Origin of the sequence: Planococcus salinarum (assembly GCF_007004625.1) — a bacterium.
GTDB lineage: Bacteria > Bacillota > Bacilli > Bacillales_A > Planococcaceae > Planococcus > Planococcus salinarum.
Genome location: NZ_VIFV01000002.1, coordinates 117923 through 132604, shown reverse-complemented (window position 1 = coordinate 132604; position 14682 = coordinate 117923). Strand labels below are relative to the sequence as shown.

13 protein-coding genes and 1 riboswitch are annotated in these 14682 nt (G+C 48.4%); of the genes, 10 read left to right on the top strand and 3 right to left on the bottom strand.

Going from position 1 to position 14682, the window contains the following annotated elements:
• The first annotated feature begins 233 nt into the window (after positions 1–233).
• Positions 234–410: riboswitch (cobalamin riboswitch) on the top strand.
• A 160-nt stretch (positions 411–570) separates the two neighbouring features.
• The 9 genes from DIJ65_RS03395 (at position 571) to cls (ending at position 8938) form a co-directional block, all read left to right on the top strand.
• Positions 571–1056, top strand: coding sequence for an acyl-CoA thioesterase (locus tag DIJ65_RS03395; RefSeq protein ID WP_071152348.1), 486 nt, complete (start codon positions 571–573; stop codon positions 1054–1056).
• Positions 1057–3339: a ribonucleoside-diphosphate reductase subunit alpha gene (locus DIJ65_RS03390; protein WP_117299252.1), complete on the top strand. Its 2283-nt coding sequence runs from the start codon at positions 1057–1059 to the stop codon at positions 3337–3339.
• 13 nt (positions 3340–3352) lie between these two features.
• Positions 3353–4399 carry a ribonucleotide-diphosphate reductase subunit beta gene (locus tag DIJ65_RS03385; protein WP_117299254.1) on the top strand — a complete coding sequence of 349 codons (1047 nt, stop codon included), beginning with the start codon at positions 3353–3355 and terminating at the stop codon, positions 4397–4399.
• Positions 4380–4865, top strand: a complete 486-nt coding sequence (locus DIJ65_RS03380; protein ID WP_117299256.1) for a flavodoxin domain-containing protein — start codon at positions 4380–4382, stop codon at positions 4863–4865. Before DIJ65_RS03385 ends, DIJ65_RS03380 begins: the two co-directional genes overlap by 20 nt.
• Before the next feature lie 236 nt (positions 4866–5101).
• A complete protein-coding gene (locus tag DIJ65_RS03375; RefSeq protein WP_185959481.1) occupies positions 5102–5431 on the top strand; it encodes a PadR family transcriptional regulator in 330 nt (109 codons plus the stop codon).
• Positions 5428–6618: a DUF2812 domain-containing protein gene (locus DIJ65_RS03370; RefSeq protein WP_117299260.1), complete on the top strand. Its 1191-nt coding sequence runs from the start codon at positions 5428–5430 to the stop codon at positions 6616–6618. Before DIJ65_RS03375 ends, DIJ65_RS03370 begins: the two co-directional genes overlap by 4 nt.
• A 229-nt stretch (positions 6619–6847) precedes the next feature.
• Positions 6848–6982 (top strand): hypothetical protein, encoded by a 135-nt coding sequence (locus DIJ65_RS16485; RefSeq protein WP_260678686.1) that lies wholly within the window; start codon positions 6848–6850, stop codon positions 6980–6982.
• Between the two features lie 195 nt (positions 6983–7177).
• Positions 7178–7327: a hypothetical protein gene (locus tag DIJ65_RS16235; protein WP_154718709.1), complete on the top strand. Its 150-nt coding sequence runs from the start codon at positions 7178–7180 to the stop codon at positions 7325–7327.
• Positions 7328–7528: 201 nt separating this feature from the next.
• A complete protein-coding gene (gene cls, locus DIJ65_RS03365) occupies positions 7529–8938 on the top strand; it encodes a cardiolipin synthase (protein ID WP_230321255.1) in 1410 nt (469 codons plus the stop codon).
• Between the two features lie 232 nt (positions 8939–9170).
• Here cls and DIJ65_RS03360 read toward each other — a convergent pair whose 3' ends face one another.
• The 3 genes from DIJ65_RS03360 to DIJ65_RS03350 all read right to left on the bottom strand — a co-directional run bounded on the left by DIJ65_RS03360 (position 9171) and on the right by DIJ65_RS03350 (position 12875).
• A complete protein-coding gene (locus DIJ65_RS03360; RefSeq protein ID WP_071151990.1) occupies positions 9171–9920 on the bottom strand; it encodes an ABC transporter ATP-binding protein in 750 nt (249 codons plus the stop codon).
• Position 9921: 1 nt separating this feature from the next.
• Positions 9922–11553 carry an ABC transporter permease gene (locus DIJ65_RS03355; RefSeq protein ID WP_117299262.1) on the bottom strand — a complete coding sequence of 544 codons (1632 nt, stop codon included), beginning with the start codon at positions 11551–11553 and terminating at the stop codon, positions 9922–9924.
• A 257-nt stretch (positions 11554–11810) separates the two neighbouring features.
• Positions 11811–12875: a Fe(3+) ABC transporter substrate-binding protein gene (locus DIJ65_RS03350; protein ID WP_071151989.1), complete on the bottom strand. Its 1065-nt coding sequence runs from the start codon at positions 12873–12875 to the stop codon at positions 11811–11813.
• A gap of 237 nt (positions 12876–13112) precedes the next feature.
• Here DIJ65_RS03350 and DIJ65_RS03345 point away from each other — a divergent pair, with 237 nt between their 5' ends.
• A complete protein-coding gene (locus DIJ65_RS03345; RefSeq protein WP_117299264.1) occupies positions 13113–14609 on the top strand; it encodes an amidase in 1497 nt (498 codons plus the stop codon).
• Positions 14610–14682: the final 73 nt, after the last annotated feature.

Below are 14682 nucleotides of genomic sequence, written 5' to 3'. Positions count from 1 at the left end.
ATGGAAATGAAATCTATCTGATAATTGCTATTTTTAAATAATCATTCAGCGCTTTAATCTTTAACTTGAATGCTGTAATTTAGAAGGTGGATATCTTGTGATTGCCAGCTCTCTCCACTGACTAGAGGCAGGAAGGCGACTTTTGAAAATGCTCTTGCCAAAAACCAACTCGCTGGTATATAGTTTAGAAATACAATATTTAGTAAATTATTCATGACAAAACACAATATATAGTAAAAACCGATAACGAAGGTGCCTGAAAAGGCTTAAAAGGGAAGCCGGTGAAAATCCGGCGCTGTACCCGCAACTGTAAGTGCTGACGAACTATGGAAACCACTGTCGAAAGATGGGAAGGCCATAGCAGAGGATGACGCACAAGCCAGGAGACCTGCCTTCGTTATATGTTAATTGCCTTCTCCGGGAGCTGGGGGGTGTAACGATGGTGTTATCAGGAAACAGCGCAATTTCCGGCTGTTCCATTCCTTTTATGCTGCGTTATTCAACCCATCCTCTCTGCGGAGAAGATGGGTTTTTCTGTATTTGTGTTTTATTCGAAGGGATGGAGAAAACATGGAGCAACAAATTTCAGCAGGGATATCACGGACGATCCAGACGAGGCTGGTGCTGCCGCCGGACACCAATCACATGGGCACGATTTTTGGCGGGACGGTCCTCGCTTACATAGACGAAATTGCGGCAATCACAGCGATGAAGCACAGCGGGAAAGTGGTAGTGACAGCATCCATCGATACCGTCAATTTCCTGTCTTCGGCCCGGATCGGCAATGTGCTGATTCTGGAAGGCGTGGTCATTTCCACAGGGCGGACCTCAATGGAAGTCTATGTGAAGGCGGAATGCCAGGACATTGCAACGCGGGAACGGACGCTTACGACAACTGCGATTCTGACGATGGTGGCGGTGGCTGAAAATGGCAAACCGACTCCTGTGTACGGCGTTATTCCCGAAACGGAAAAAGAGCAGCATTTATTCAAGAACGCACAGGCGCGAAAAGAGCGCCGCATGAAATTGAACGAATTTGCGAAGGAGCTGATTTAGATGAATATCGGAATCTCACAGGAAATGGATACAATCGAACGGGCTTTGCAGCGGGCAGAGCAACTGCATGGCCTTGATACACAGGCTTTGCGCAATAAAATCGGAGAACTTGATGGCCGCATGGACACGGAGCAGTCGATGCTTTATGCGCTGAACCGAATTTCGATGGACGAACCGAAATGGACGTTTCTTGCTGCAGAATTGTATGCCAGTGATTTGTACCGCCAGGCAGCCGCCAGCCGTGGCTATAGAGCAGAAGAAAAATACGGTGATTTTTACAGCCTCGTCGAAAAACTCTCACGTATCGGCATTTATTCGGATGAGTTGCTGAATGCCTATACAGAGGCGGAAATCCGTGAGCTTGGCACAGTCATCGAGCCGGAACACGATCAGCTCTTCAATTACATCGGCTTGTTCCTGCTGGCCGACCGTTATCTCGCGAAGGATTACGAAGGCAAGCTCCACGAATTGCCGCAGGAACGCTTTTTAGTCATCGCGATGGCGCTGATGCAGCACGAACCGGCGCATAAGCGCTCCGAGCTTGTGCGGGAAGCATACTGGGCGATGAGCAATCTGTACATGACTGTGGCGACGCCGACGCTGTCCAATGCCGGCAAGAGCTTCGGCCAGCTGTCGTCCTGCTTTATCGATACGGTGGACGACTCATTGGACGGCATTTACATGAACAACTGGGACATCGCGCGGCTCAGCAAAGACGGTGGCGGCCTCGGCATTTATTACGGCAAAGTGCGTGCTTTGGGATCGGACATCAAAAAGTTCAAAGGGAATTCGTCGGGTGTCATTCCGTGGATCCGCCTCGTCAACGATACGGCGGTCAGCGTCGACCAGCTGGGACAGCGGCAGGGCGCGGTGGCGGTTTACCTGGACGTATTCCATAAAGACATCATGAACGGCTTCCTCGATCTCAAAACGAACAACGGCGACGAGCGCCGAAAAGCACATGATATTTTCACCGGCGTTACAGTACCGGATCTGTTTATGAAAACTTTGCAGGAGAAAGATGAAAACGGCCGCAGTGCCGGCGAATGGCATACGTTCTGTCCGCATCAGGTGAAACAGGTTATGGGCTGGAAAGATGCGAACGGCAATGCGCTCGGACTTGAAGATTTCTACGACGACACGGATCGTGCGTATTTCACGGAAAAATACGAGGAAGCGGTCGCCAATCCGTTATTGCCGCGGAAGACGTACCGGGCAATGGACATCATGGCGCGGATTATGGTGTCACAGCTCGAAACCGGTACCCCGTATATGTTCTACCGCGACGAGGTCAACCGCCAGAATCCGAACAAGCACCTTCGCGGAGGGGGATTGACGTCGATTTACAGCAGTAACCTGTGTTCAGAAATCACCCAAAACATGTCAGCCACAACGATCGTCAAAGAATTCACGGACGAAGACGGCAACCTTGTGATGGTACGCAAACCGGGTGATTTTGTAGTCTGTAACCTGTCATCGATCAACTTGCCGCGCGCGGTGAAAGCGGACGTGCTGGAGCGTTTGGTGCCGATTCAGATGCGCATGCTCGATAACGTCATCGATTTGAACACGATTTCCGTCGGACAGGCCGATGCCACGAATAAAAAATATAGAGCGGTTGGTTTGGGAACTTTCGGCTGGCATCACCTTTTGGCGCTTGAAGGCATCCACTGGGAAACGGAAAGAGCCGTTGAATATGCGGATAACTTATATGAAAAAATCGCTTATCATTCCATTCGTTCTTCAATGGCACTCGCAAAAGAAAAAGGCAGCTATAGTGAATTTGCCGGATCAGAGTGGCAGACAGGCGAATATTTCAGCCGCAAAGGCTATGCCAGCGAACAGTGGGAGGACCTTCAAGAAGAAATCAAAGAGCACGGCGTCCGCAACGGCTGGATGATGGCGGTGGCGCCGAACTCGTCGACCGCGAAAATCGGCGGTTCAACGGACGGCATCGATCCACTTTACGCTGTCGAATATGCGGAAGAGAAGAAGAACTTCAAATTCAAGGTGACGGCACCGGATTTGGATCATAAAACATACGAATATTACCGGCGCGCTAGACACGTACTGGACCAGAAATGGAGCATCCGCCAGAATGCGGCAAGACAGCGCCATATCGACCAGGCCATCAGCTTCAACCTCTATGTGCCGCATACCGTCAAAGCGAAGGAATTGCTGGAACTTCATTTGGAAGCGTGGCAGCAGGGATTGAAAACAACATATTATGTACGCAGCACGTCACAGGCGGAAATCGAAGAATGCGAAGCGTGCCAGAGCTGAAGGAGGATTTATGATGACAGTCCATACACCGTTAACAAAGATCAAATTGCTCAACCCGGAGCATCCGAACAAATCTACCGGCATTCTGAACGGCAAATCTTCCGGTTTATTGAATTGGAACGATATTGCCTATCCGCAGATGTACGATCTGTATCAGACGCTTCTGTCGAATTTCTGGAAAGCGCAGGAAATCAATATGCAGGATGACATCAAGCAATGGGATCACCTGACGGATACGGAACGCGACGTGTTTCTGCGCATCAATACGCAGCTGGCATCGCTCGATTCCTTGCAGACACCGACGATGACGATGGCGATGGATTATGTCACCGACTCAAGTTTCAAGGCGATCTTCGCCGTCATTTCCCAGCAGGAAGCGGTCCATAACGAATCGTATTCCTATATTTTGAGTTCGCTTGTGTCAGTGGCCGAACAGAATGACCGCTTCAATCAGGCGAAAAGCGATCCGGTGGTGCGGAAGCGCAATGAATCGATTCTCGAAGCCTATGAGGAATTCCGCCAAAATCCGACGCCGCAAAGCCTGTTCAAGCTTGGCATCAATTCGATCAACCTTGAAGGCATTTATTTCTATGCCGGCTTCGCGTTCTTCTATCACCTGGCGCGCCAGCAGAAGATGCTGAAAACGAGCACGATGATCAGCTATATCCAGCGCGACGAGATGCAGCACGCTTACTTTATCGGCCAGTTCGTGCGGATCCTGTTGACGGAGAATCCGGAGTTGAACAATGAAGAAAACATCAATTACATTTATAAAACGGTCGACCATGCCGTGCAGCTCGAGAAGGAATGGGCCGCGTATATATTGGGGGATATCGAAGGGCTCGACCTGGACGAATTCGGCGATTACGTCGAATACCTGGCCAATAAACGCCTGCGCCAGCTCGGCATGAAAAATCTCTACGAAGAACGCAGCAACCCGATGCCGTGGATTCAGGTGTTCGGCGACGACATGATGAACGGCACAAAGTCGGATTTCTTTGAACAGAAATCACGAACCTATTCGAAAGTGTCCCAGTCCAATGGGTTTGATGAATTGTAAACCGGCAATCGCCATCGTCTACAGTTCAGTCACCGGCAACACCGCGGAATTGGCGGGTATGCTGCTGGAATGTGCGCAGAAGCGGTGGACGGATGTCCGTGTGTTGGGCCCGAGGGAGTTCTGTCAGGAAAAGATTGGTGATTTCGATGTGGTACTGGTGGGCACTTACACATGGGGCAGCGGAGAGATTCCGCATGACATGCAAAGGGTGTATCGGCATTTTGAGAATGCCGATTGCAAGAGTGTCGTTACGGCAGTGTTTGGCACCGGCGACAGCTTTTTTGCTGAATATTGCGGAGCTGTCAACCGCTTTCGGGATATGCTTTTCGATCAGACGCAACTTGCAGCCGTATTGAAAGTGGAGTTGAGCCCCCAGGAGCATGATCTGGCACGGTGTGAAAAATTTGTGGAAGCGGTGGCCAGGCGGCTGGTACCTGATGGAATAAAACAACGCAAAGCGACTTGAAAGTGGAGTCGCTTTGCGTTTTTTGTTGGCGGATAATTAGGCAATCGCCGATAAACCCGAAAAAATCGCTGATAAACCTCCGAAAATCGCTGATAAACCTGAAAAAACCGCTGATAAATCGAAATTGCCGATAAACAAGAACCCCACAAAAGTCTTACATTTTCAAAAAAAGATTCTCACTTTATGTCACGACGTGATATAGTCGAGGTATGACATAGTAAAGAAGAGGGTTGCCCGTGGACATCCAAAAAATGCTGAAGAAATATGTGCCGATGACCGAAACGGCTTTCTATATTTTATTGTCCCTGACCGAGCCGCGGCATGGCTACGGCATCGTCAAGCATGTGGAAGAAATTACGGCGGGCCGGTTGAAGCTTGGCTCCGGAACTGTTTATGGCACGCTGATGAAAATGCAGAAGGACGGTGTGATTACAGTTTTCGCTGATGAACAGCGGAAAACTGTCTATGAAATTACGGAAGCCGGCAAAGAATTGATGAAGGCAGAAATCGTCAGGATCAAGGAAGTACATCGCAATGCCATCGCGTTTGAGGAGGGGTTCAAGTGAAGAAAGTATACAAGCCGTTATGGAGTTATGACGTACAAAAAACAGAAGAGTGGCTCGCAGATATGGCGGGAAACGGATTGATATTTGAAAGGCTGAATCGCTGGACACGCTGCTTTTATTTTCAGGAACGGGAGACGGAAACGCGGATTTACCGCATTGCGTACGATAAAATAAAATCATCTGTATTGCCGAAAACATTGCAGGAAGAAGGATGGGGGCACATCGCCACCGCTGGCAATTGGAAGTTCAGTTCGAACAGCCAACCGGAAACCGCGATTCAGACTTCTCCGGTCCGGGATGGAATCGTTAAGCACAATCGGTTTCTTACTTACTTATTTCTCCCTATGATTTTTTATTTCGCAATTATACTTTTGAATTTTACTATTTCGATGATGTCTTCCTGGATACAGTATGGAGGGAGTAATATCGAAGAAAGCCCTATGTGGATCGTGACGTATCTATTTATGGCCTTTGTGTTAGGCAGTGTGATCTTCGGCATTTATTCGATAGTCAAAATTACGCGGACGAACCGGAAGCTGCAAGGAACAGTAAAACTTGATGCGGTTTCCATGCACCGGCACCTGGACCCACAGACGGAAAAGGAATTAAAGAAAGCGGGCCGCTTGGTAAGAAAAGTGAAGTTTGCCTGGATTTATTCGCCCGACAAAATGGAGCAGTGGCTGGAGTCCATGGAACTGAGAGGCTTCCATCTGCATCGGGTCAATAAAATAGGCAACGTATTTTATTTCATAAAAGGGGAACCGCGGCGTATCGCTTACCGGGTGGATTATCAAAGGGGTCCGACCGAAAGTTATTATGCGATTCACCGGGAAGCGGGATGGAAGGAAAAATTCGTTTCGTACTCGAATATGGAGAACTGGACGATCTGGAGCCAAGCGTACGAAGAAAATGAAGAGCGGCCACAGCTATACAGCGATAGGAGCAGCCGCCTCAAACATGCGAAGCGCATCGCGATTACGTACACGGTATTGTTCTTTCCGCTTGTTGCTTTTTATATTTATTTCATCATCAACATTATGATGAGTGCAGATACAATTCAGGATTGGTTTGTATGGAACAGCAGCGGTTTATTCATGATTGCTGTTCTGATATTCGGCACATTCATCTTCCGCATATGGGCATATTACGGCCGTTTGAGAAAACAGACATCGGCCTGGGGGAACTGAACATTCGTGAAGGTGCCAGACTACAGTCACCCGAGCAATTTAGACACAATTCAAAGGCTGGACATCGAATCAAGAACGGCCGGTGGGGATTAGAGTCGTTCATAGGTGGTGGTGATGATAGTCGCTCCATATGCCAAAATAAAACGTAAAGAGTGTATAAGGAAACTGAAGGGGGTATAGAAGGAGTAGTGAAAAGTTTGAGAAACATCAAATGATGGGAGGGTTTCAAATGGCACCAGCAAAATGGCCGAAACTTGGAGCAGCGACCTTTTTGGCGCTGGGAATGTTGGCGGCATGCGGCGATGAAGAACCGGTAGAGCCCGAAGTTGACATGGAGGAAGAAGAAGAAGACGGTGGCTATTAAGCAGCGACCGAAAAAAGGTCAGCAAGTGTAACGAGACAGTAAAATGAGCGGCAGCCTGTTTTAGACCAGAGAAAGTTTTATGAATGGATTCATTAGATAATAGTATCGACACAACCATCAAGTGTTTCAACAAAGTCTGAGGGGGATAGAAAAGTATTGCTGTCATAACGGGAACAACCGAAAGGAGGGAATCGGATGATTCAATCTAAATGGTGGAAGCTCAGTGCAGCTGCATTTCTGTCTATCGGAATGCTCTCGGCTTGTGGAGACACCGACGATGAAGATATAACGCCGGAAAAAGTGCCGACTGAAGGATTGGAAGAAGAGATTGAGGAAGAAGACTGAACGGAGCCATCGCAAATATTGCGATGGCTTTTCTTTTCCGCAGGCCTTTGCAAATTAGGCAAAGACCGTTATATTGAAAGCAAGTTGGGTATGGAATGAATAAAACCTTTGTGAAACCAACAGTGTAGAAAAGCCGTGCCGGGGGGGGAGATTAAGATTTCATTTGAATGGTGGAGCACCTTAAGCAACGTATTTATACTGGTGAATTTTGGGTTGGCATTTTTCATTTTATTCGATAAAAGGAAAACGGCTTCTTCGGCATGGGCGTGGATATTAATCCTTTTCTTTATCCCGGTCCTTGGCTTTTTCCTTTATCTGCTATTCGGTAAACCGCTAAGGTGGAAGCGGTTGAATCGCCTGAATGCTTATGAAAATAAGGATTTTCAGGAGATGATAGATCGGCAGCGGGAAGAGTTGGAATCCGGAAACCTCAGAGATCTTTCACCAGTTGCGGAAGAAATGCAGGATTTGATCCGGATGAATTTAACCAGAACAGACGCCCCTTTGTCGAAAGCCGCTGAAATAAAAATATACAATGATGGCACAAGGAAATTCGAAGATTTATTCGAAGATATAAGGCAGGCACAGAATCACATTCATCTGCAATATTTCATTGTAAAAAATGATGATCTGGGGACAGATCTATTGGCTTTGTTGACGGAAAAATCCAGGCAAGGTGTAAAAGTGCTTTTTTTGTACGATGGTTTGGGTTCGAAAAGTCTGCCGAAAAATTTTTTTGATGAGTTTACAAAAGCAGGAGGAAAGGCTTCGGCATTTTTGCCGGCTGTTTTAGCCGGTTGGAATCTGCAGTTGAACAATCGGAATCATCGAAAACTCGTGGTGATTGATGGCATAATCGGTTATATTGGCGGCTTTAATATCGGTGACGAATACGTTGGAAAAGAAAAGGAGCTCGGCTATTGGCGGGATACGCATCTCCGGCTTAAAGGAGAAATTGTCCATTCACTGCAAAATCGGTTTTTCATCGATTGGAATCAGGCAACTGAAAAATATCCAATGAAGTATGCCGAAAAATATTTCCCGAAGGTGCATAATAAAGATGGTTCTTCTGTACAGATTGTCGCAAGCGGCCCTTTGGAAATACATGAAGACATAAAAAACGGTTACTTGAAAATGATTTATCATGCCCGTGATTCCATCTATTTGCAGACGCCGTATTTTACTCCGGATAAGTCTATTATAGATGCGCTGCGAACTGCTGCGCTTGGAGGTGTTGACGTTCAGATTATGATTCCTGATAAGGCGGACCACATATTTGTCCATTCCGCGACCCTCTCATTTGTCCGTGAACTGCTTCAGGATGGCGTAAAAATTCTTAGCTACAAGAATGGGTTCATGCATGCAAAGACCCTGATTGTTGACCGGAAAGTCTATTCGGTCGGTTCGGCCAATATGGATATTCGCAGCTTTGCCTTGAATTTCGAGTTGAATGCCTTTGTTTACGATTCGCAGTCAGCGCTGGAAATGGCGGATATCTTCTTTCGGGATAAAGAGCTATCCACTGAACTTACAAAAGAGACATTTGCTGGGCAGTCCTGGAAAGCACAGGTGAAACAGAATATTGCGAAGCTGATTTCGCCGATAATGTGAGTTTTTCGGCGGCTTCTTCTGGTTGCTGTACATTTTTGGTAAGAGTGGAGCGGATAATTCAGGCAAACGCAAGTTTGTGCTCAACTTGTAGAAACTCGATCTTGTTCAGTTAGATTATGCTGTCCTGAATAAGCAGCACTTCCTGAGAACCTCACACGCTGCCAAAGCCCGAATCAAAAAAACTAAAAAAATCCCTGCAACTCGTCAACCGAGTTTGCAGGGATTTTACTTTTTATATACCGATCAGGCTTTTCTCGACGAAGCCTTCGGTTGTTGACTGCTGCATGCCCGGTTGTCGGTAGGTATCGAGCATATCGCAGGGACGTCCGATGAAATCGATGCGGCCGTCTTTCAAACGGACAATGCGGTCCGCAAGAATGTGCGCATCCTTTTCATCATGGGTAACGAATATCGAAGTGATATTCGCCTTTTTCAGGATGTCGCGCAACTCTTCTCGGATTTTTCCTTGAAGTTCTGCATCCAGGTTGCTGAACGGTTCATCCAGCAGGATCAGGTGCGGATTGGGAGCAACAGCGCGCGCAATGGCGACACGCTGCTGCTGGCCGCCGCTCAATTGATGCGGGTAGCGTTTTTCAAAATCCTGCAGCTCCACGAGTTCGAGCACTTCCTTGAGACGCTTCTTCTTGTTGGATTTTTTCATCCGGAACAGGCCGAACAGGATGTTCTCGGCAACGGTCAAATGAGGGAAAAGTGCGTAATCCTGGAATACCATGCCGATGCCGCGTTTTTCGGGCTGCAAAAAGGTTTTATTGTCGAAAAGCACTTCATCCTGAATGACGAGGCGACCCTTTTCAGGTTTTTCGAGACCCGCCAGCAGGCGCAGCACCGTGCTTTTGCCGCTGCCGCTGCGACCGAGAATGGAGATGACTTCCCCTTTTTCAATCTTCAGTGTGAAATTATCCAGTGCTTTGGTTTTTGCATTTGAGTACGAAAAACAGACGTCTTCGATAGCCACAAACATACTAATCCAACTCCCTTTCAAGGAACTTATAAAAGAATACAATGGCCAGGGCACTAATACCGACAATCAGCAATGAAGCCTGGGAGGCTTCCATGATTTTTTCATCACTTGCGTATTGAAAAGCTTTCGTGGAAAGTGTATCAAAATTGAACGGGCGCAGAATCAGTGTCAAAGGGATTTCCTTCAGCACATCGATGAATACCAGGATAAAGCCGCTGATGATGGCGCCTTTCATCATGGGCACGTCGACTTTGAAGAACGTTTTCGTGACACCGTAACCCAGGATGCGCGATGCATCCCGGAAATCGGTGCCGATCTTATCATAGCCGGTTTCAATGGAATTGTAGCCGATGGCGAAGAATCGGATGATATACGCTGTTACAAGCAACACGATGCTGACACTCAGGACGAGCGTCGTGCTGAAACCGGCCCATGCGTAGACAGGCGCCAGGAAGCGGTCCAGCCCGATAAAGGCGGTAACCACAGCCACGGCGATGACAGCGCCGGGTATCGAATAGCCGAGAACCGTCAGCCTCGGCAACAGCTTGCCGAGGCGGCCCCGCACCATGCGGGCGAAGTTGCCGACAATGAGTGCGAAGACGATGATCAGGGTAGCGCTGAGACCGGCGACAAAAACGGAATTCTTAACATATACCATAAATTCCCCCATCGGAATGGTGCCGAAGGTCAAAATGGTCCAGTCGATCAATTGCGCGACCGGTATAAAAAAGGCCAGTGACAGGATGGCAAAGCCATAACCTGCCGCCGCTGCCGCTTTCCAGCCTGTCAGTTTGATCAGGGGAAGGGGGCGGACCTTTGTTGTTGAATAACTGTATTGCCGTCTGCCCCGGAGGATTTTTTCGATCATCAGGATCAGGATCACAAAGCCCATCAGTGAAGCGGCAAGTTTGATCGATGACTCGATGTCGCCCAATCCGAACCAGGTTTGGAAAATGGCAGTTGTAAATGTTTGAACACCATAATATTTTACCACACCATAGTCATTTAGTACCTCAAGAACGACCAGGCTGGCTCCCGCAATGATAGAAATCCGCGAAATCGGCAAAACTACCTGAAAGAAAGTCTTCCATGGCCCTTTGCCAAGAATGCGTGTGCTCTCGATCAATGACGCGGATTGCCGGGAAAGGTAGACTTGTGTAATTGAGTAAACGTAAGGGTACAGGAACATTGTGTAAATGAAAATCGCACCCGGCAAATTCATGATATCGAACAGGGCGGGGTTGGTCGCCACACCAAAACCATCGCGCAAGGTAGTTTGTACAACCCCCGTATGGCTCAGCATGCCGTGGTACGTATAGGCACCGATAAACGGCGGAATGGACAGTGGAAGGATCAGGGCCCATTTCAGGAAACGGCGCATCGGAAAATCATATTGAGCAATAAGCCACGCCAGGCTTAAGCCGATCATAATGGTGAAGAATGCCGTTGCCACGGTCAGGATCAATGAATTTTTTACGAATCCCCATAGCACGAATTCTTTCATATGCTCCCAATTTTCGTTGGAAGGGGTGAACAGGCCGGCTACAATCGTCAGGTTCGGGAGGAACAGCAAGAGGATGATAATCACCGCACTGACTGTCCAAACATTTACATTTGCGAATCTGTGTTGCACGTTTCTGGCACCTCTTTCCAATCGTAAGAAATCCCCTGCTGCAAATAAAGTTGCAACAGGGGCATTAGTATTTTTTTTAATGGAATAAAAAAATCAGATTATTTTTAGGCTGAATGTTCTTTGTTGGAGTCTTTACATGTCCAGACTCCAGCGCCTAGCTCTTCGGGACATAAGTCAACCCAGCTGCGTGGCAAAGAGCGCCACTTCACTGGTTTGCCTTATGCCTTTCAGAGCTGAACAGGCGCTTGCGCTTTTCTTTATTTCCAGCCGACTTCATTGAAGATCAAAATAGATTTCGAGTTATGTTCGCCAAGAGTGGACAAAGGGATGTCCTGCTCTTTAAACTCGCCCCATGATGTCAATAATTCGCTTGGTTCAACATTTTCATTTACCGGGTACTCGTAATTGGCTGCCGCAAATGTTTCCTGGGCTTCAGGAGCCGACAGGAATTCAAGCAATTTAACCGCATTTTCCTTGTTTTTCGCCGCTTTCACAACGCCAGCGCCGCTGACATTGATGTGCGTGCCAGTTGTATCCTGGTTCGGGAAGAATACGCCCAAACCTTCAGCAACTTTCACTTCTTCAGGGTCTTCCGAATTCAGCATCTGGCCGAAATAATATGTGTTCACGATGGCTACATCGCCGATACCGGCTGCAATGGCTTTCGCCTGGTCGCGGTCTCCGCCTTCGGGATCACGTGCGAAATTCTCAACCATGCCGGCTGCCCATTCTTTGGCTTCTTCTTCGCCATTGATTTCAATGAACGATGCCAACAGGGATTGGTTATAGATATTTTCAGAACTGCGGATCAGCACGCGGCCATTCCATTCTTCTTCAGTCAGAGCTTCATAAGTGGAAAGCTCTTCCGGTTGAACAGTTTCTTTATCATATAGAATAACACGAGCGCGCTTCGTCAGGCCGTACCACATTTGGTCGCTGTCCTGGAAGTTAGCGGGAACTTGCTCATCCAACAGGTCGCTTGATACCGGCTGCAGCAAATCATCCGATTTCGCGCGGTGCAGGCGTCCAGCGTCAGCTGTCAGGAACACATCCGCTTGCGTTGCGTCGCCTTCGCGTTTGATACGCTCAAGCAATTCATCGGCTTCGCCTTTAATAACATTCACTTTAATGCCTGTTTCTTCTTCGAAATCTGCATATAACTCATCGTCGACATCGTAATGACGCGCTGTATAAAGGTTAACTTCTTTGCTTTCATTTGTCTCGCCGGAAGTATCTGTTGACGTATTTTCTTCATCCTGGCCGCCACAGGCTGCAAGGATCAATGCAGTTAACGCAATAACCAAAAACAATAGCTTTTTCATGTATACTTTCGCTCCTTCTGATTTTATGTATGATAAACCATTTCAAATGAAAATGATTCTCAATATCAATTGTAAGGGATATGCCGAGAAAGTCAATGGCTGTATTTTAAAAAATCACGGCTTTTTGGACAACTATGTGAACAAAAATTGAACTGTCACCAGATGATGGAAAAGGAAGAGGTGTTATAATTCCTTTATATCATAGAAGAAACAGCTTTACACGGAAGGGGTATGGAGATGAAATTGAAGGAATACATGGGCTTGGATGCGGTAGGCATGGCCGCATTACTGCAAAAAAAAGAAGTCAGCGCGGAAGAACTGCTGGACTTGAGTTTCCAGCGGCTCGAACAGGTGGACCCGGTATTGAATGCCTTTACCGAAACACGCAAAGAACGGGCGGTAAAGGAATTAAAGGCAGTAACCCCGGGTGACTTTGCCGGTGTGCCTATGGCGCTGAAGAACATCTCGCAGGCATTGGAAGGCGAGAGGCTGACGGCCGGCTCGAAACTGCTGAAAGAAATGAGAGCCGGACAGGATTCGCATTTGACCGCCAAACTGCGCAGTGCAGGTTTCAGTTTTGTCGGCCATACCAATACGCCGGAATTCGGATTGAAGAACATCAGTGAACCGGAACTTTACGGAGCAAGCCGCAACCCGTGGAATCCAGATTATTCCCCCGGTGGCTCAAGCGGCGGTTCTGCCGCTGCCGTAGCTTCCGGCATCGTGCCTTTAGCGGGCGCGAGTGACGGCGGTGGCTCGATCCGCATTCCGGCTTCGTTCACCGGTTTGTTCGGCCTGAAGCCGACGCGCGGCCGCATGCCGGTCGGACCGGGCGCCGGCCGCCAGTGGCAGGGAGCTTCAATTGATTTTGCATTAACCAAAACAGTGCGCGACAGTTCAGCAATGCTGGATTTATTGCAGACTGTACAGCCGGCCGCCGCTTTCCACACCCCTCTATTTCCCGGGAAATATCGCGAAGAGATGGATAGAGAGTTTTCACAGCCCCTGAAAATCGCTTTTGCGGTTGAATCACCTGTCGGGACGCCGGTGTCCGAAGAGGCGCGCCAAGCGGTCATGAACACAGTCAAATGGCTGGGACAGCAGGGGCATATCGTAGAAGAAAAAGACAACGGCATTGACGGCATCAGCCTGATGCAGGATTATTACTTGATGAACAGCGGAGAAATGGCGTTGCTTGCGCGCAATCTCGAAAAAATGGCAGACCGTGTATTGACTGCAGATGATATGGAAATCGAATCGTGGCTCCTGAGCCAGGCGGGTCTCCAGGTTTCAGCGGCGGACTATTCGGCAAGCATTGCGTCCTGGGATGCGGCTGCGGCGAAAATGGCTGCGCTTCATGAACGTTACGACTTTTACCTGACACCGGCGACCGCCTATCCGGCGCCAAAGGTTGGTGAACTGACGCATAGCAAGGAGTCACAGGCAGAACTTCTCAGCAATATGGAACGGGCAACGACCATGGCGGCACAGCAAGAGCTCATCTACAACATGTTTCTGCCGAGTCTTGCCTACACGCCGTATACGCAACTCGCCAATCTTACCGGCCAGCCGGCGGTGTCGATTCCGGTGCACGTCACCGAAAGCGGCTTGCCTCTCGGTGTGCAGGTCATGGCCGGCAAAGGGCAGGAGCATCTCCTGCTGCAATTGGCGCGACAGATTGAGCAGACGGATCTGTGGCACGGCATGAAAGGCAATCCGGGCATGAAGGGTTGAGAGGGTGCGAATAGCGCGGGTGTCTGGCACCGGTGCCATTCATCCCTTATAATAGAAAGGATATAAATTCCTT